This is a genomic window from Bacillus sp. FSL K6-1145 (assembly GCF_038003425.1).
GTDB lineage: Bacteria > Bacillota > Bacilli > Bacillales > Bacillaceae > Bacillus > Bacillus pumilus.
This window is the reverse complement of record NZ_JBBOPC010000001.1, coordinates 1,913,047-1,931,580: the sequence shown is the minus strand read 5'-3', so window position 1 is coordinate 1,931,580 and position 18,534 is coordinate 1,913,047. Positions and strand designations below refer to the sequence as shown.

General features: G+C 40.9%; 16 protein-coding genes and 1 other RNA gene. 12 read left to right on the top strand and 5 right to left on the bottom strand.

Going from position 1 to position 18,534, the window contains the following annotated elements; all coding sequences use genetic code 11:
* Nucleotides 1-214: 214 nt before the first annotated feature.
* Entirely contained in the window at nucleotides 215-3,049 is a 2,835-nt protein-coding gene (gene sucA / locus MHH41_RS09495; protein WP_003215743.1) for a 2-oxoglutarate dehydrogenase E1 component, read from the top strand.
* A 14-nt stretch (nucleotides 3,050-3,063) separates the two neighbouring features.
* Nucleotides 3,064-4,320: a 2-oxoglutarate dehydrogenase complex dihydrolipoyllysine-residue succinyltransferase gene (odhB, locus tag MHH41_RS09490; protein ID WP_268458255.1), complete on the top strand. Its 1,257-nt coding sequence runs from the start codon at nucleotides 3,064-3,066 to the stop codon at nucleotides 4,318-4,320.
* 35 nt (nucleotides 4,321-4,355) lie between these two features.
* Here odhB and MHH41_RS09485 read toward each other — a convergent pair whose 3' ends face one another.
* The 4 genes from MHH41_RS09485 to MHH41_RS09470 form a co-directional block, all read right to left on the bottom strand.
* Nucleotides 4,356-5,306, bottom strand: a complete 951-nt coding sequence (locus MHH41_RS09485) for a bile acid:sodium symporter family protein (RefSeq protein ID WP_050943923.1) — start codon at nucleotides 5,304-5,306, stop codon at nucleotides 4,356-4,358.
* A gap of 146 nt (nucleotides 5,307-5,452) precedes the next feature.
* Entirely contained in the window at nucleotides 5,453-6,274 is an 822-nt protein-coding gene (locus MHH41_RS09480; protein ID WP_251190415.1) for a superoxide dismutase, read from the bottom strand.
* Complete coding sequence (locus MHH41_RS09475; RefSeq protein WP_340866239.1) at nucleotides 6,267-8,141, bottom strand: terpene cyclase/mutase family protein; 1,875 nt, start codon at nucleotides 8,139-8,141, stop codon at nucleotides 6,267-6,269. Before MHH41_RS09475 ends, MHH41_RS09480 begins: the two co-directional genes overlap by 8 nt.
* A 102-nt stretch (nucleotides 8,142-8,243) precedes the next feature.
* Nucleotides 8,244-9,728 (bottom strand): aldehyde dehydrogenase family protein, encoded by a 1,485-nt coding sequence (locus tag MHH41_RS09470; RefSeq protein WP_340866237.1) that lies wholly within the window; start codon nucleotides 9,726-9,728, stop codon nucleotides 8,244-8,246.
* A 213-nt stretch (nucleotides 9,729-9,941) separates the two neighbouring features.
* On the opposite strand from MHH41_RS09470, the gene MHH41_RS09465 reads away from it, so the two are divergent.
* The 8 genes from MHH41_RS09465 to MHH41_RS09430 all read left to right on the top strand — a co-directional run bounded on the left by MHH41_RS09465 (nucleotide 9,942) and on the right by MHH41_RS09430 (nucleotide 15,819).
* A complete protein-coding gene (locus MHH41_RS09465) occupies nucleotides 9,942-10,154 on the top strand; it encodes a DUF6501 family protein (protein ID WP_003215772.1) in 213 nt (70 codons plus the stop codon).
* Nucleotides 10,155-10,203: 49 nt separating this feature from the next.
* Nucleotides 10,204-10,341 (top strand): DUF4025 domain-containing protein, encoded by a 138-nt coding sequence (locus MHH41_RS09460; protein ID WP_223250615.1) that lies wholly within the window; start codon nucleotides 10,204-10,206, stop codon nucleotides 10,339-10,341.
* Between the two features lie 441 nt (nucleotides 10,342-10,782).
* Nucleotides 10,783-11,121 (top strand): PH domain-containing protein, encoded by a 339-nt coding sequence (locus MHH41_RS09455; protein WP_003215537.1) that lies wholly within the window; start codon nucleotides 10,783-10,785, stop codon nucleotides 11,119-11,121.
* Between the two features lie 177 nt (nucleotides 11,122-11,298).
* Complete coding sequence (locus tag MHH41_RS09450; RefSeq protein ID WP_003216148.1) at nucleotides 11,299-11,946, top strand: SDR family oxidoreductase; 648 nt, start codon at nucleotides 11,299-11,301, stop codon at nucleotides 11,944-11,946.
* A gap of 91 nt (nucleotides 11,947-12,037) precedes the next feature.
* Entirely contained in the window at nucleotides 12,038-12,538 is a 501-nt protein-coding gene (locus MHH41_RS09445; protein ID WP_003215876.1) for a TraR/DksA family transcriptional regulator, read from the top strand.
* Nucleotides 12,539-12,670: 132 nt separating this feature from the next.
* Nucleotides 12,671-12,856, top strand: a non-coding RNA gene (gene ssrS / locus MHH41_RS09440) — 6S RNA.
* Between the two features lie 133 nt (nucleotides 12,857-12,989).
* Nucleotides 12,990-14,771, top strand: a complete 1,782-nt coding sequence (gene recQ / locus MHH41_RS09435) for a DNA helicase RecQ (RefSeq protein WP_340866234.1) — start codon at nucleotides 12,990-12,992, stop codon at nucleotides 14,769-14,771.
* A gap of 256 nt (nucleotides 14,772-15,027) precedes the next feature.
* The gene (locus tag MHH41_RS09430) at nucleotides 15,028-15,819 is read left to right on the top strand and encodes a LysM peptidoglycan-binding and 3D domain-containing protein (RefSeq protein WP_003216022.1); all 792 of its coding nucleotides are present in this window, start codon (nucleotides 15,028-15,030) and stop codon (nucleotides 15,817-15,819) included.
* Nucleotides 15,820-15,971: 152 nt separating this feature from the next.
* On the opposite strand, the gene MHH41_RS09425 is transcribed toward MHH41_RS09430, so the two are convergent.
* Entirely contained in the window at nucleotides 15,972-16,484 is a 513-nt protein-coding gene (locus MHH41_RS09425; protein ID WP_050782689.1) for a hypothetical protein, read from the bottom strand.
* Between the two features lie 198 nt (nucleotides 16,485-16,682).
* On the opposite strand from MHH41_RS09425, the gene MHH41_RS09420 reads away from it, so the two are divergent.
* A complete protein-coding gene (locus tag MHH41_RS09420; RefSeq protein WP_003215636.1) occupies nucleotides 16,683-17,222 on the top strand; it encodes a DUF420 domain-containing protein in 540 nt (179 codons plus the stop codon).
* A 168-nt stretch (nucleotides 17,223-17,390) separates the two neighbouring features.
* Nucleotides 17,391-18,533 (top strand): citrate synthase, encoded by a 1,143-nt coding sequence (gene mmgD, locus MHH41_RS09415; protein ID WP_050943929.1) that lies wholly within the window; start codon nucleotides 17,391-17,393, stop codon nucleotides 18,531-18,533.
* The last annotated feature ends 1 nt before the right edge of the window (nucleotide 18,534 follow it).

Below are 18,534 nucleotides of genomic sequence, written 5' to 3'. Positions count from 1 at the left end.
CTTTCTTCAAAATATTTTTCGGAATGATTTAAATTTTTTGTTTTTCTGTGAATTTTTTATCTTTAATTGAACAAAGAATGTAGAAAGTAATCCGAAACAGTGGTAGAATATTATTGGAAGCGTTTTATTACATAAATTTGGTCATTGTGTTCTGGAAGTTATATCGAGATAGTGTTCAATCACTTGATGATCAAAGTTGGGGGTAGTGTTCAAAATGTTTCAAAATGATGTGAAACAACCGTTGAGTTGGGAAGAATTTCATGGTCCGAACCTCGGCTATGTGCTCGAGCTCTACGATCAGTATGTCCAGGATCCTACTAGTGTTGATGAAGATCTAAGAGGCATATTTGATGAACTTGGTGCACCACCGAGTGAAATGAAGGAGGAAATTGGGAAAAAAGAAAATAGCGTAGTTACTTCTGAACAAATCCAAAAGATAGCATCAGTCGTTAAACTGGCAGAAGACATCAGAACGTATGGCCATTTAAATGCTTCCGTCAATCCTCTTCGCAAAGAAAAGGAATTACAAGAGCTGTTTCCTTTAAAGGAATACGGTTTAACAGAAGAAGACGTCAAGAATATTCCAATATCTATTATTAGTCCTGACGCACCAAAACACATTTCAAACGGCATAGAAGCCATTAACCATTTGAGAAATACGTATAAGCGTACCATTTCATTTGAGTTTGATCACGTACATGATTTCGAAGAACGGAACTGGCTCTCAAAATCAATCGAGTCTGGTGAACTATTTAAGAAAAAACCAGCCGATAAACTAGTTTCTGTATTCAAGAGATTAACAGAAGTTGAGCAGTTCGAACAGTTTCTTCATAAAACATTTGTTGGGCAAAAGCGCTTCTCAATAGAAGGATTAGACGCACTTGTCCCAGTACTTGATGAAATTATTTCAGAGTCTGTTACACAAGGGACTTCAAATATTAACATTGGAATGGCACACAGAGGCCGTTTAAATGTATTAGCACATGTGTTAGGAAAACCATATGAGATTATTTTCTCAGAATTCCAGCATGCGCCAAATAAAGAGCTTGTTCCATCAGAAGGCTCTATTGGCATCAGCTACGGGTGGACAGGTGATGTAAAGTACCATCTTGGAGCAGATCGTCAAATTAAAGACGAAGATACAAAGAGTGCGAGAGTCACGCTTGCTAATAACCCAAGTCACTTGGAATTCATTGATCCAATCATTGAAGGAAGCACACGTGCTGCTCAGGAATTACGTACTCAAAAGGGCTATCCAGTACAAGACGTTGAAAAGGCATTAGCCATCTTAATTCATGGTGATGCGGCATTTCCTGGGGAAGGAATTGTGGCAGAAACATTAAATTTAAGTCAACTTGTAGGCTATCAAGTGGGCGGAACAATCCATATCATTGCAAACAATATGATCGGATTTACGACGGAAAGCAATGAATCTCGTTCAACGAAATATGCAAGTGACCTTGCAAAAGGGTTTGAGATTCCAATTGTTCACGTCAATGCAGATGATCCAGAAGCATGTTTAGCGGCTGTTCAATTAGCTGTAGAATACCGCAAACGCTTTAAGAAGGATTTCTTAATTGACTTGATCGGTTACCGCAGATACGGTCATAACGAAATGGATGAGCCTTCTACGACTCAGCCGATGCTGTACGATGCAGTCAGAAAGCACAAAACGGTCAAGAATATCTTTGCAGATAAACTTGTCACAGAAGGTCTTCTAACGAAAGAGCAGCGTGAAGAAATCGAGCAGGCTGTAGCGACGAGAATAGAAGAGGCCTATCAAAAGGTGCCTTCAAAGAAAGAGCATACGATTCAAGAAATTGAACTGCCAGAACCAGTATCAAATGGCTTCCCAGCAGTGGATACATCCGTAGAGTTTGATGTATTACGAAAGCTGAATGAAGAATTGATCAGCTGGCCGGACGATTTCCAAGTATTTGGTAAGCTTAAACGGATCCTTGAAAAACGTGCAAAAGTGTTTACAGATGACCGTAAAGTAGAATGGTCACTTGGGGAAGCACTTGCATTTGCATCTATATTAAAAGACGGTACGCCAATTCGAATGACCGGACAGGATTCAGAGCGAGGTACTTTTGCTCAAAGAAACCTTGTTCTTCACGACAGTCAAACTGGAGATGAATTTATTGCTCTTCATGAGCTGAGTGATGCAAACGCATCATTTACTGTTCATAATAGTCCACTGTCAGAGGGCTCAGTCATCGGGTTTGAATATGGTTATAATGTCTATTCTCCTGAAACGTTAGTCATTTGGGAGGCTCAATTTGGAGACTTCGCAAATGCGGCTCAAGTGTATTTCGATCAATTTATTTCAGCTGGACGCGCAAAATGGGGACAAAAATCAGGTCTAGTGATGCTCTTGCCTCATGGATATGAAGGACAAGGTCCTGAGCATTCAAGTGGAAGAACAGAGCGATTCCTGCAATCAGCTGCTGAGAATAACTGGACAGTGGCGAACCTCACAAGTGCAGCGCAATACTTCCACATTCTTAGAAGACAGGCGAAAATGCTGCTTCGTGAAGAGATTCGTCCGCTTGTCATCATGACACCGAAGAGTCTGCTTCGTAACCCGAACACATTGTCTGAAGTCCAGGAATTAACGGATGGACAGTTCCAACCAGTTCTTGAACAACCAGGCCTTGTGCATGATCACGAAAAAGTATCGCGACTCGTGCTATCTAGCGGGAAGGTATCAATCGATATTAGTGATCGTTTTACTCAAATGGAAGAGCCGAAAGATTGGCTTCACATTGCGAGAGTCGAACAACTATATCCATTCCCAGCCAAAGATATTAAAGCGATTTTATCAAAACTAACAAACTTAGAAGAAATCGTATGGGCGCAAGAAGAACCACAAAATATGGGGGCTTGGGGATACATTGAGCCATATTTACGTGAAATTGCGTCTGAAAAAGTAAAAGTACGTTACATCGGTCGAAGAAGACGTTCAAGTACGGCTGAGGGTGATCCAACTGTGCATAAAAAAGAACAAGAACGAATTGTATCTGATAGCTTGACTCGCAAAAACTAAGGGGGAAATGAAAAATGGCGGAAATTAAAGTACCTGAATTAGCGGAATCGATCTCGGAAGGAACGATAGCTCAATGGCTAAAGCAGCCAGGCGATTATGTGGAGCAGGGAGAATACCTGTTAGAACTTGAAACAGATAAAGTCAATGTCGAACTGACAGCAGAAGAATCTGGTGTACTGAAAGAAGTGCTGAAGGATTCTGGTGACACTGTACAAGTTGGAGAAGTCATCGGAACAATTGCAGCGGGTGAAGCTGGCGGAAGCGAGTCCGCAGCTCCAGCACCTGAGCAAGAGTCTGCACCAGCTTCGAAAGAAGAACCGGCAGCTGCTCAAAAAGAAGAAGCAGTGAAAGAAGAGCCGAAATCTGGTAATGGCAGAACCATCGCTTCTCCTGCAGCTAGAAAACTAGCGAGAGAGAAGGGACTAGACTTATCTGAAATTCCAACCGTAGATCCGCTGGGCAGGGTACGAAAGCAGGATGTCGCTTCTTATCAAAAGAATGAAGCACCTGCAAGTGCACCAAAAGCCGCGCCAAAAGCAAATGCTGCGGTGCAAAATGAACAACCAGGAAAGCCAATTGAACGTGAGAGAATGTCGCGCCGCAGACAAACGATTGCAAAACGTTTAGTTGAGGTTCAGCAAACGGCTGCAATGCTGACGACATTTAATGAAGTAGATATGACGGCTGTGATGGACTTAAGAAAACGCCGTAAAGATGCCTTCCTTGAACAAAATGATGTAAAGCTTGGCTTCATGTCTTTCTTCACAAAAGCAGTTGTAGCAGCACTGAAGAAATATCCGCTGCTTAACGCAGAAATTCAAGGTGATGAGCTCATCTTGAAGAAATTCTATGACATCGGCATCGCTGTTGCTGCTAACGAAGGACTTGTCGTACCGGTTGTCCGTGATGCAGACAGATTGTCGTTTGCAGGGATTGAAAAGGAAATTGGTCATCTTGCGAAAAAAGCACGAGATAACAAATTGTCTCTAAATGAGCTGCAAGGTGGATCATTCACGATCACAAACGGCGGAACATTCGGTTCACTGCTTTCAACACCAATTTTAAACAGCCCTCAAGTTGGAATTTTAGGGATGCACAAAATTCAGCTTCGACCTGTGGCAATTGATGAAGAACGTTTTGAGAACCGTCCGATGATGTATTTAGCTCTTTCTTACGACCACCGGATTGTCGATGGTAAAGAAGCAGTTGGATTCCTTGTCACGATTAAAAACTTACTTGAAGATCCAGAGCAGCTATTACTTGAAGGATAATCTTCAATTTGAAAAGCTAGCACCCATTAAAGGTGCTAGCTTTTTTTCTTTTCATTTTCAGTATTTCCTCTCTTTGACCAATACGTCGCAAGCCAGGAACCAGATAAATTATGCCACACACTAAAAATGGCACTTGGTACGGCTGCAAGTGGCGAGAAGTGTGCTGTCGCTAGAGCTGCACCAAGTCCAGAGTTTTGCATGCCTACTTCAATCGAGATGGCTCTTCGAGAAGGGATATCCATTTTGCACCACTTTGCGATAAGGTAACCAAATAAAAGACCAAGTCCATTATGTAAGATCACAACGGCCAATATTAGCAGCCCAGATTGAAGAATCTGCTCTTTATTTGCACTGACAACCGCTGCAATGATCACTACAATTCCGGTGACAGATACAAGCGGCAATGCTTGAACTGCATAGGTCACTTGTTTTTTGAAAAACAATTTAACGATGACACCTAAGATAATTGGGATCAACACAACTTGTACAATTGACAAAAATAGCGCTTCTGGCGATACAGGTAACCATGATCTTGCAAAGAGTAAAATAAAGACAGGTGTTAAAAATGGAGCAAGAAGGGTCGATATGGTGGTGACGGCTACAGATAATGCCGTATTTCCTTTCGCCAAAAAGGTCATCACATTGGATGCTGTGCCGCCTGGGCAGCAGCCCACAAGAATAACGCCTACTGCAATTTCAGAAGGAAGCTGTAATCCGTAAGCTAATAGAAAGGCGATAAGCGGCATGAGTGTGTACTGCGCCAGAACCCCAATCAGCACATAGAGAGGTTTTCGAAACAGCTCTTTAAAATCTTCAGCAGACAGGGTAAGCCCCATCCCAAACATAATAATACCGAGTAAAAAAGGAATATAAGGTCCAATCTTAGAAAATTCGGCAGGAAAGGCAAATCCAAGACACGCAAATAAAATGACCCAAATTGCAAAGGTTCTTCCTGCAAAGTGACTAATGGTTAATAAAATCTTCATTCATTGCTTCAGCTCTCTTTCTATACATATCTTTTCTATTTTAAATGAATTTTCTGAAAAAACAACCCATTCTTTTAGTGGTGATAATAATATTATGTAAACTATAATTACTCCATATAAGCAAATGCCTACATGGAGTAGCGTTTTTAAAAAGGGGTCCATTTCACTTGCTGAGCTTGCTTAAGGCGTGCTTCTGGCTCACGCCAGTCAACGACATTCCACCAGCGATCTACATATGTCGCTTTTTCATTCAGATATTGCAGATAGTAGGCGTGCTCCCATACGTCAAGAGCTAGAAGAGGAATCACATCCCATTGTGATAAAAATTGATGGCGTTCTGCTTGTAAAATCTCTAATCGCTGAGATCTTGGTGCCCATACGAGAATGGCCCATCCGACACCTTCAACTTGTTTGGCTGCAGCTGAAAATTGGGATTTGAATGCATCATAGCTTTCAAACGATTGTTCAATAAGACGAAGCATTTGACCAGTGGGCTTTCGTTTGCCTGAAGGACTCATAGAAAACCAAAAAATGCAATGTAAATAGTGTCCCGCACCATTGAAGGCTAGCTCCCGTTCCCAATGCTTGATCATTTTAAAATCATTGGTTCTTCTTGCTCTTTTTAAGGCAAGCTCAGCTTGGTTCAGACCATCAACATATGATTGATGATGCTTCTGGTGATGCAAATACATCACCTCTTTTGAAATAAACGGTTCTAGTGCATCATACCGGTAAGGGAGAGGGGGTAATTGATGGCCGCCAACTGCCACATCTCGCATTGCATCTTGTGGAATTATATCCTCTGCAATACTTTCAGCCAATTCGTACCACTCTTCTTCACTGGAATGTTCATCATTCATGATGAACGATAAATGTTCTGCTTTCTGACGGGTGTTGTCATCTTGAACTGCACCTTGAATGAAGCTAAGCCAATCTTTAAGCTGCATGCGATATTCTTCCTTATTCATTTTTACGCCTCATTTCTTCTAAAAATGTGGAACAAGCCATCATTGGAAAGACAAATGGATAGCTATGATAGGTGATGTAAAATTGCTTTGGAAGACCAATACCTACTGGATAGTGCAAGGCTTCACTCGAGTGCTGATGTTGAATCAAAAATGAGATGGCTTTTAAAATCACTTTGTCATCTGGCTGCACATATTGTAAAAGTGCCTCAGCAGCCCAAGCCGTTTGAACCACTGTCCCAAATGGAAGGGGGACGTACCTTTTAACCTCTGCACTTTTACACGATTCTCCGAAGCTGCCATCTTCTAATTGAATTGTTTTTAAAAATCGACATGCTTTTTGAACAGCAGAATGCGATGAGGAGATGCCAGCAGCCTTTAGTCCTGTTAACGCAGCCCAAGTACCATAAATATAGCAAACGCCCCATCTTCCGAACCATGATCCGTTTTTCTCTTGATGATCAAGCAGCCATTTCACACAATGATCTTTTTGCCTTTGCATGAGTGGTGACATGCTATTCTCTTCAAGAGCAATAAGATGGAGCACACGACCTGTAATATCAGGCGTAGAAGGATCAATGGCCGCATCCTCAGCAGATTCGAGCGGGAGATGACGAAGCAAGAAGTGATTTTGATTTTTTTCAAAAGCTGAAAAGCCGCCATCCCGGTTTTGCATGGAAAGAAGCCAATCAAATCCTCGTTTCCACTGAACGGGAGCGTAAGTTTGAGGAATGGCTTTTAACACAATTTGCGTATCATCACAATCTGGGTTATTTGTGTTTAAATCTGAAAAACCAAAGCCTCCCGGAGCCGCATGCCGGTTATGGATCGCCCAATCTGCTTTCTTCATTTGCTGCCGGTTCAGTAAGTACGTAAAAGACTTTTTGATCACTGGATCATCTTGTGTTCTGCCTGCTCGCTGAGAAGCATAACTGACAAGCGCTGTATCCCAAACAGTGGATGTAGAATTCTCAGCATATTTCCTGCCCCGACAGTCAGTGACTAGCTGTTTCATCCCTTTGACTGCTTTTAAAATGAGATGATGTCCCGGAGAGTATCCAAGACTCATGAGTGCATAGACCATAAAAATACTGGCACTTAAATAGCTATAAAGCGTGCCATCTTTTTCAAGGCGTTCAAACATATACCGCTTCGCTGCCTCATACCCGAAAAAGTCGAGCCGGCTGTCGAGTGCAGTATACGACCGCATGTATGCTAGAAAGTGGTGAGTGGAACGTTCTTCTCTTGCCATAAACCAGTCAAAAGGATTTTTAGACATGTTTGCATCGAGATGTGCTAAGCTTGGAAACTGTTCATGAGAGGCATATCGTTTGTTGAGTGCAATCATCATTGGGACAAAATGAATTCTTGCATATGCACTAAGATGATAGAAGTGAAGCGGGAAATATGTAGGGATGAGTAAAAATGAAAGTGGTGCATAGAAGTATGGCCAAGGGTGCATGCCATTGACAGCAAGCATCCACTTTGTCATAAAATGAACATTCTTCAAGCCGCCATTTGATCGAATAAAATGTGCTGCTTTTTCCATATGCGGCTCATCTTGTTGATACCTGCCTGACACGAGCATCCCGCAGTAGCCTTGCACAGTCGCGGTTACATGTCCCGCCTGATCATGATACAAAGAAAAAGAACCATCCTCATTTTGCTTTTCACGTATAGCTTCTGCCAATTGATGAACCAAAGCCTGATCCGAATCACCGACCGCCTTTAACAGCATAATCAAAAAAGCATTTGTCATCATTGGCCCTTCAAAGCAGAAGACAAAAGCGCCATCTTCTCGTTGTCTGCGCTGCATTTGCATGTGCAATTCATCAATATATTCGTTTACTTTTGTTTTAAAATCTTGCATATTCGGCCATGCTCCTTTCCTTTATTACTATATTCAGGAGCCTGCCTGTCACATGCAATCACAAAAAAGCCGATGACATGGTCACCGGCTTTATAGGCGTCATTAGTCTTGGAGATTAATCCACACACTTTTGACTTCTGTATAGTTGTTAAGGGCGTATGATCCCATTTCTCTGCCAAGACCTGATTGCTTGTATCCTCCAAACGGGGAGGCAGCATCAAAGACGTTATAGCAGTTGACCCAAATCGTGCCTGCTTCAAGACGTGCAGCAATGTCATGGGCATGCTTTAAGTTTTCTGTCCAAAGTCCTGCGGCTAAACCATAGTCAGACTGGTTGGCTCTTTCGACCACTTCATCAATGGAATCGTAAGGAATCGCAGATAGGACAGGTCCAAAGATTTCTTCTTTTGCGATGGTCATGTCATCTTCTACATCTTTAAAAACAGTAGGGGAGACAAAATAACCAGCCTCATAAGGGCAATCGCCACCGACAACGGCTGTTGCACCTTCTGATTTACCTTTTTCAATATAGCCTAACACGCGCTCGTGCTGTTCTTTACTTACGAGAGGTCCGATTTGCGTATCTTGATGAAGACCGGCTCCTTGTTTGAGGGATGTCGCATATTCAGCCATTTGATCGACAACCTCATCATATTTGCTCCGGTGAACAAAGACCCTAGAACCAGCACAGCATACCTGACCTTGGTTAAACATGACCCCATTTAAAGCACCTGGAATGGCTTTCTTTAAATCAGCGTCTGGCAAAATAATATTTGGTGATTTTCCGCCAAGTTCTAATGTGACCCTCTTAATGGATTTGGCTGCTTTCTCCATGATGAGTTTCCCAACACTTGTTGACCCCGTGAAGGCAAGCTTATTCACATCAGGGTGATCGGTTAACGCATTCCCGGCTGTTTCGCCAAATCCAGGTACGATGTTAATCACACCTTCTGGGAAGCCGGCTTTATCCACTAATTCAGCTAAATAAAGAGCAGAGAGGGGTGTTTGTTCAGCTGGTTTTAACACGATGGTGCAGCCTGTCGCAAGTGCAGCACCCATTTTCCACATGGCCATGAGCAGCGGGAAGTTCCAAGGAATGATTTGTCCAACAACGCCAACAGGCTCATGACGGGTATAATTAAAGTATCCTTGGCTGACAGGAATGGTTTGTCCACTTATTTTGGTTGTCCAGCCCGCATAATAGCGCATATGCTCGATTGCGAGAGGGATATCTGCATTGGTTGTTTCATTAATTGGCTTTCCGTTATCTAAAGTTTCAAGCTGAGCGAGCTCTTCTTGGTTTTCTTCCATTAAATCAGCAAGCTTGAACATGAGCCGGGCGCGTTCGGCGGCAGACATGGAGCGCCAAGGACCATGAAAGGCTTTTTTGGCTGCTTTTACTGCCTCATCAATGTCTTTTGCACCTGCTTCATATACATCAATAAGGGTTTCACCTGTGGCTGGGTTAGGAGTTGAAAAGGTTTTGTTATCGTGACTTGTGACAAACTGACCATTAATGTAGAGTTTTTTCGTCCCTTGGAGAAAAGATTCGAGTTTTGAACTAATTTGAAGTGTTGTAGAGCTCATAAATAAACAAACCTCCTTAAAGATATGGATTGTTCTGCGAGTTCTAGGTGAAAAAGCGGACCTGAAGCAAATGATCTAGTATACGCACATGGATGTAAACGTATACATTCATCATATTACATGACATCTTTGAAAGCAATCCATAACACTCATTGCATTTCATGAAAAATTGGCTACAATAAATGTATAGATGAAAAAAGGAGTTTTTAAATCATGATCCATCAAAACTGGCAAACGGCTCAAACGTTAAAACAAGTAAAATGTATACATACGAATGCGAAAAAATATATGGTCGACCGTGCACTAACGGTTGGAAGCACATATGAAGTGAAAAATGAAACAGAAGAATTCCTGTTTGTCGTTGATAATACAGGTAAAGTAGGCGGGTATTATAAAGAGTATTTCGAAGACTTTTCTGCTGAATGATTTTGATCATCATCACTCATACTAAGAAAAACAGTAAAGGGTGATGATGATGAAAAAGAAGCAAACAGATGAGCAGAATCAACAAAATGCTTGGCATGATAACGAAGATGCTGATATGGCAATTACGCTTGAGCAGATTTCCGATGTATATGCCGAGGGAACCATTGAAACACCAAAAGACGAATAGTCCAGATTGTTGACAGAGTGCTAAAATGATCTTTATTTTAGCACTTTGTCTTCTTTTTCAGTGTGACATGAAAACCTTTGCAGCCCTAGGAAGGACGAGTACCGGCGCGGAGCGAATTTGACATTCGTGATCACCGGACTGACAAAGAATGCGAGGGTTTGTCTACACGCTGACAGTGATTTGAAAAAATCACTGTTTTTTTATTGGTCACAATTCAACCATTTTTCTCAAAAAGAACTGAAACTTTTTTCCTGCTTTAACTGTCTAAATAAGTAGAGGAAAGAGCATCGAATCAAAAAGAAAAAGTTAAATGAAATTTAATCTATTCGTAATGGAATAACGATCATTTATAGCGTATTCTATAAGTGAGAACAAAACGTACCCACAGAGCGTGTGGCCGTTTTTTCATAAAGGAATTTGATGGAGGAAGAGGGGGTTTACGTGGGTATTTTTTCTGTCAGTAAACAAAATGATAAGAAATTCGAATCCTTACTAATTGAAGGGGAAAGAATTGAAGCTGTTTACAGACTGCGTCACGACCAAATTTGTTTCACCAATAAACGACTGATCTTTGGCGATAACCGCGTATTTTCTAAGAAGAAAGTTAGGGTCTCCTTGCCATATCGATCAATTGAAAGTTTTGCCATTCAAGAAGCTGGCGTGTTTGATCAGGACACAGGTATGCTGCTTGTCACAAGCTCAAAAGTATTTGAACTTGATTTTTCAAAAGAGACGGATTTGAGTGATGTTCAAGCCATTTTGACAAAACATATTTGCTGATCAACCTTGCGATTACATAGATCACATGCACTTTTCTCATTCTACGTATTTATTTTAATAGATCGCACATTGCCTGAGCCCTTCCAGATATTTTCTGGGAAGGGCTTTTTTGTTTAGGTGTTTGAATGATAGCAAAAAAGGATAAAGATGAAACAGATACAGAAAGGGGAATGAACAATGAAAGTATTAGTTGCTGGAGCAAATGGACATACAGGTAGACTCGTCATTCGTTATTTAAAAGAAAAAGGACATGAGCCGCTTGCTCTCATTCGAGATGAAAAACAAGCGGATGCGCTAAAAGAACTTGGTGCAGCGCCTGTCATCGGTGATCTTGAAAAGGATGTGACAGATGCTGTGAAACAAGCAGATGCTGTCATCTTTGCAGCTGGTTCAGGCTCGAAAACAGGTGCAGATAAGACCATTGCAGTGGATCAAGAAGGTGCAAAACGTCTTGTCGACACAGCGAAAAAAGAAAACATTCAGCATTTTGTGATGCTGAGTTCCTTTAATGCCGATGATCCAAACCAGGGAAAAGGGCAAGGAAGTATGGAAATTTATTATGAGGCGAAAAGAAAAGCAGATGAACATCTAAAACAGTCTGGACTTTCCTATACCATTGTCCGTCCAGGTGCCTTGCTGCATGAGGAAAAGACAGGAAAGATTGAAGCTGCGGAGCATATTTCAGATAATCAAAACATTGAGATTTCAAGAGAGGACGTAGCCACTGTACTAGTGGAAAGCTTAACAGAATCCAATGTGAAAAATAAATCCTTTGACTTAATTAAAGGGGATAAACCAGTAGAAGAAGCACTTCGCACCCTGTAAGAGAAGCAAGCTGCTGCCAATAAGGCGGCGGCTTTTTTGATGTTTTCATTTCGTTTGCAGCGGGAAGGGAATAAGAAAGGAGTGATTGACCGTGGGCTTAACGAAAGAACAAAAAGCTGATTTATACGAAAGATTGAATCAATTAAAGGAAGATGTAAAAGGGTCAAAAAAGAAAGAAGAATCTATGCTAAGTGAATCGAGCGAGATTTCAAATGGTGTTGGGAACCATATCGCTGATCATGGGAGCATCTATTTAGACCGCATGACCGAACAAACGTTGGACCAAGTTGATGGCCAGCTTGAAGCTGAAATTGATGCAGCCCTGAAACGAATGGAAGACGGAACATATGGGGTCTGTGAGAAAACAGGGAAAGACATTCCATATGAACGTTTAAAAGCAGTTCCCTATACACGTTATTCAATCGATGCGAAGAAAAATGAAGAAACCACTCAAGACCCAAACGAGTTTGACCGTAATTTCTCAGATCAAATGCGTGATTTAACAAATAGACAAACAATGGATCAGATGCATTCAGATACGTATGAACGATTAGAGGAAGAACAGGATGTTGACATAGACGAAGAAAAATAGGATAATAAATCGAAGTTACATTTTTTCAGAATAATTTTTTCTTATGTATGCAATGACAAATATCTTGTATACATGAGTATTTCATAGAAAAAAGATCTCTTGAAATTTAATAAACTTTCGTGTAATATAGTTTAAAGGCTGCGATGCGCGTAATGTTAATTAAGTTTTAACCTTTAAGCTGTAATAGGGAGTTTTATATTGAAGCCGGAATGTCATGCCTCCTTAGAGAGGAAGACAGGAACGTTTCTGCAAACACCCACTTTGAGGAGTGGTGGTTTAAAACTTTCTTACTTAGATTACGGCATCCGCAGCTTTTCCTAGGATGATTCAAGCCATTTTCCATTTCGGAAAATGGCTTTTTATTTTGTAAAAAGACGAAATTCGACTGATCGCCTGTAGAGGCAAGAATCTATGTTAAAATGGACAAAACAAATGACGGAGAGGGAATTGAATGTTAGAACAAGCAGAAGCACTCCTGAAACAATATTATGGCTTTGATGCCTTTAGAAAAGGACAGAAACAAGCCATTGAAGCGATTGTAAATAAACAAAAGGATACCGTCTGCATTATGCCGACAGGCGGAGGGAAGTCAGTTTGCTATCAGATCCCTGCGCTAATGATGGAAGGTACAACGATCGTAGTATCTCCGCTTATTTCTTTAATGAAGGATCAGGTTGATGCGTTAAATGAGATGGGCATACGTTCTTCCTTTTTAAACAGCACTCTGTCCGCAGCTGAAATGAATGAAAGGCTGAAAAAATGCGAAAATGGGGAATACGAACTGCTTTATATCACACCTGAACGCTTACAAAATGAACGTTTTTTTCAGCTGTTAGATCGGTTAACGATTCCTTTAATCGCGATTGATGAAGCGCACTGTATATCCGAGTGGGGACATGATTTTAGGCCAAGTTATCGCTTCATTCAAGAATGCTTGAACAAGCTGTCAAAAAGACCGGTGATTGTCGCATTAACAGCTACAGCGACGAAAAAGGTACACCAAGATATATGTGAACAGCTTGGCATAAACGGAGAAGAAACCGTCTTTACTGGGTTTGCTAGAGAAAATTTGTCCTTTCAAGTGATCAAAGGAGAAAACAGTGAACGTTTTATCACACAATATATGAAGAAAAACAGTCTTGAGTCTGGCATTATTTATACAGCCACTCGTAAAGAAGCGGATAATATTTATCATCGACTAAAAAAACAAAAGATCAAAGCTGGCGTTTATCATGGTGGATTGGATGATCATACGAGAGAAGAGCAGCAAAACCTCTTTTTAAATGATGATATCCAGGTGATGGTCGCCACATCAGCATTTGGCATGGGAATCAATAAGTCGAATGTCCGTTTTGTGATCCATCATCAAATTCCAAGGGATATTGAAAGCTACTATCAAGAAGCTGGGCGTGCCGGCAGAGATGGGCTTGAAAGTGAATGCATCTTACTGTTTTCACCTCAAGGTGTAAGAGTGCAGCGCTTTCTCATTGAACAGTCAATAGAAGATGAGACGCGCTACCAGCATGAGCTGCTTAAATTAAGGCAAATGGTGGATTACTGTCATACTGAGCAATGTCTGCAGCAATTTGTGATGGATTATTTTGATCAAACAGCTAGTTCGCCTTGTGGTAAATGCAGCAACTGCCTTGATGAAAGAGAGCGTGAAGAGGTCACAAGAGAAGCACAGATGGTGTTATCTTGTACAGTGAGAATGAATGAGCGCTTCGGTAAAATGATGATCGCCCAAGTATTGGCGGGCTCTAAAAACAAAAAAGTGCTAGAGCTAGGTTTCGATCGTCTCCCTACATATGCTTTAATGAAACAACATTCGGCTCAGCAAATCAGTGACTTCATTGAATTTTTAATTACAGAAGAGTATTTGCACATGTCTGAAGGAGCTTACCCAACACTGAAGGTGACCCATAGAGGGAAGAAAGTGTTAGTTGGACAAGAGGCTGTGTATAAAAAGCAGGCGATCAAAGCAGAAGCCATTCAAGAAAACGATGCATTATTTGAGCGATTGAGATCGCTAAGAATGAAGCTAGCTAGAGAGCAAGGTGTTCCGCCGTTTGTTGTCTTTTCTGATCAAACATTGAAGGAAATGTCAGCGGTAGAGCCTCAAACAGATGATGAATTACTCCAAATTAAGGGGATTGGCGCTCAAAAAAGAGAGAAATACGGAGATGTTTTTTTAGAAGAAATTCGTTTATTTATAGAAAAAGAGAAAAAATAAAGAGTTTGAAGAAGAAAAATAAATATTTTTCGCTGCACTTGGACACGTTTTCAGCAGGCCGTTTTTGATCCTTTTAAAACCTTGATATGGCGGGGAATCAAGCCGTTTTGTGGTCTGATTTACCAATGGAGAGAGATGTTTCATGTAAAGGAACTGTAATCTAAAACATATCGTTTTGTTATTGAATTGACATTTACATATGTTACGATAGCACTCGTTAGCCGCCATAAAAAGCTAACAAGGGAGGATTTACTTTATGAAGAAGACTATTATGTCCTTGGTTGCTGTTGCAGCAATCTCAACAACAGCATTTGGAGCGCAGCAAGCTTCTGCAAAGGAAATCACTGTACAGAAAGGTGATACACTTTGGGGAATCTCACAAAAAAATGATGTGTCTCTAAAGGACCTAAAGGGTTGGAACAATTTATCTACTGATATGATCTATGTAGGTGATAAATTGACAATCTCTTCAAAAGAGAAAACTCAGGAGCAGTATAAAGTCCAGAAGGGGGACAGCCTCTGGAAAATCGCTCAAAAATTCAATGTGTCAATTAGCGATATTAAGTCTTGGAATAACTTAAACTCAGATATAATTATGGTTGGTTCAACACTAAGTGTTGCTGGCCAAAGCTCGGCTCCGGTAAGCTCAGAACCTGTTCAAAAACAGGAACCTGTCCAAAAAGAGCAAACAACGAAAAAAGCTGCTCCTAAAAAGGAAACAGCTAAAGCAGAATCATCTTCTGCTAGTCAGAGTGTACAAAAAGAAATGACTGTTACAGCTACGGCTTATACAGCAAATGATGGTGGCATCTCAGGTATTACTGCAACAGGGGTAAACTTAAACAAAAACCCAAATGCAAAAGTCATTGCAGTAGATCCTAATGTCATTCCATTAGGAAGTAAGGTTTATGTTGAAGGCTACGGTGAAGCCATCGCAGCAGATACTGGCGGCGCAATTAAAGGTAACAAAATTGATGTACATGTACCAAGCAAATCCCAAGCGAAAAATTGGGGCGTAAAATCAGTCAAAGTAAAAGTACTTAACTAGTAAACAATTGTTTTTTGGAAGAAAGCATCAGGTGGCGGCCTGATGCTTTTATTGTACCCTTTTTTTGGTCAAAAATACACATATTTTTCAGAAAAATTTGCATTTTCGACAAAAAGCAGCGCATATCTTATGATACACGCTGGTTTTTGTCGTTAGCTGTCCACCCAATAAATTTCTCCGCTTTGTTCTTTCCAATTGATCTGGACATCAAATTGATGCTTTTCATAAAAATGAATTAAGCGATCTACGTGATCCCAGTCTCTTTTGACGAGGTCGCCAGTAATCACGGGTATGTTCTGCTCTCTTGCGATTTCTTTTAAATGCTTCATGCAGATGGAGCCGTATCCATTATCTGGCGGGCCTTTAATATCGGCAATATGAATCTTTCCTTCTTCAGGATATTCCGCAATTAAGGAAAAATCAGATTGTCCGCGAAAAGCTTTTTCACAATCGCTGAGCATAATTTTACATGTATCTGCACTTTCAATGGCAGAGACGATCAGCCACTCATCTTCTTTCGCTTGATCGATGCCAATGATCTTTGCTTTTTTCGAAATATCTTTCATATTTTCTTGCATTCGATACATTTGGAACTGCAATTGCTGTAATTCTTGCTCTAACGTCTTCACATCGTTGGCTGTTTCCTGTAAGATTGACAAGTCCATTACTCCTTTCCTATCAGAAATGATCAAAATCACATAAATTCCAATTTTAAAGGAAGTGGATGGATCTTTCAAGCCGTTAGAACGCCTGCAACCTGCAAGTTTGTCTAAAATTCGACGAAGACAGCGAATTCATTGACTTTATAGAGAAATTTAAATAACATACTCTTAGTCGGAACTAATAAAGAGAGGTTTTCAAACATGAACGAACAGAATCAAAAACCGAAAAATTTTACTGGTATTGTGATCATTTTAACAATTGCCATCAACGGATTAATCGCTTTATTATTTTTAATGCCAAAATCAGATAAATTTAGCCATCTGGATATTACATTTTTGCCGTTACTTAATGCCGTGATGAACAGCTTTACGTTTATCTTTTTACTTTCAGCACTCATCATGATTAAACAAAAGAACATTAAAGCGCACAGACGATTTATCTTTGCTGCATTTTCAACGACACTTGTCTTTTTAATTTCGTATGTGACCTATCACTCAATGGCAGCTGATACCCATTTCGGAGGAGAAGGGATTATCCGTCCAATTTATTTCTTTATTTTAATCACACATATCGTCTTATCAGCAGTCATTGTACCGCTTGCCCTGATTACGCTGTTTAGAGGCGCACAGATGCAAGTCGAGCGTCACCGTAAAATTGCTCGCTGGACCATGCCGCTGTGGCTTTATGTCAGTCTCACTGGCGTCATTGTGTATATGATGATTTCTCCATACTACAGCTAACGTATGTCCAACTGGACATACGTTCTTTTATTTACAAGATGCAGTGCTTTGGATAAAATGGGAATTGGGTATCCGACTTGCACGGTATCTTCCCATCTATAGACTCACATCATTTCTGGCCGTTTGCTCGTTTGGAGAACAACAATTGAACGAAACGGGGGTTATATGATGACTGAACAACTGCAGTATAAACCGGGGCTTGAAGACATTGTGGCAAGCGAAACGTCTATCTCATACTTAGATGTGCAGCAAGAAGAGATTGTAATTCGCGGGTATGACCTCATCGAGTTGGCACAAAAAAAGACCTATTTAGAAACAGCCTATCTGCTTATTTATGGAAGATTACCAGATGCGATGGAATATCACCAGTTTCAGCAAGACATTTCCTCACAAACCAACTTACATCCAACCATTCAAACCATTTTAACAAAACTGCCAAAAACCACACATCCGATGGATGCCATGAGAACGTGCATATCTGCTCTTAGTGGGTACGATGATGCGTTACAAGATCGATCAGAAGCATGCCAGCAAAAGCGTGCTGTTCGATTACTCGGCCAGCTACCGGCCATTGTCGCTGGAAGCTATCATATTCTCACAAAAGACGCCGCTATTTCTCCAGATCAGACCAAATCCTACACTGAAACCTTTTTAACCATGCTAACAGGACGCACGCCAACCCAAGACGAAATCACCGCTTTTGACCAAACACTCACATTATATAGTGAACATGAGCTGCCTAATTCAACGTTTGCGGCTAGAGTCATCGCATCCACACATTCTGATATGTATGGTGCTTTTACTGGAGCAATTTCTTCATTAAAAGGTGACTTGCACGGAGGAGCGAATGAAGCTGTCATGCATATGCTTCTCGAAGGGAAAACAACGGAAGGCTTCCTTGCGCTGATTGAGCGAAAATTAGCAGCAAAGGAAAAAATGATGGGCTTTGGCCATAGGGTATACATGAGAAAAATGGACCCAAGAGCCGCTCTTTTAAAACGATCATTGAAAACGCTTACGGAATCAAAGGGAGATACAACGCTTTATGACATGTGTGTAGCAGGAGAGGCATACATGAAAGAGAAGAAAAACCTCTATCCGAACCTTGATTATTACGCCGCACCTATTTATTACGTGCTCGGGATTCCAATTTCACTTTATACACCGATTTTCTTTGCTGCAAGGGCAAGTGGATTAGCTGCTCATGTCATTGAACAGCATTTGCATAATCGCATTTTCAGACCGAGAGTCCGTTATTTAGGGCCAAGAGGATTAAAAGTTTCAGATGATGATGGAAAAATGGGGGAATGAA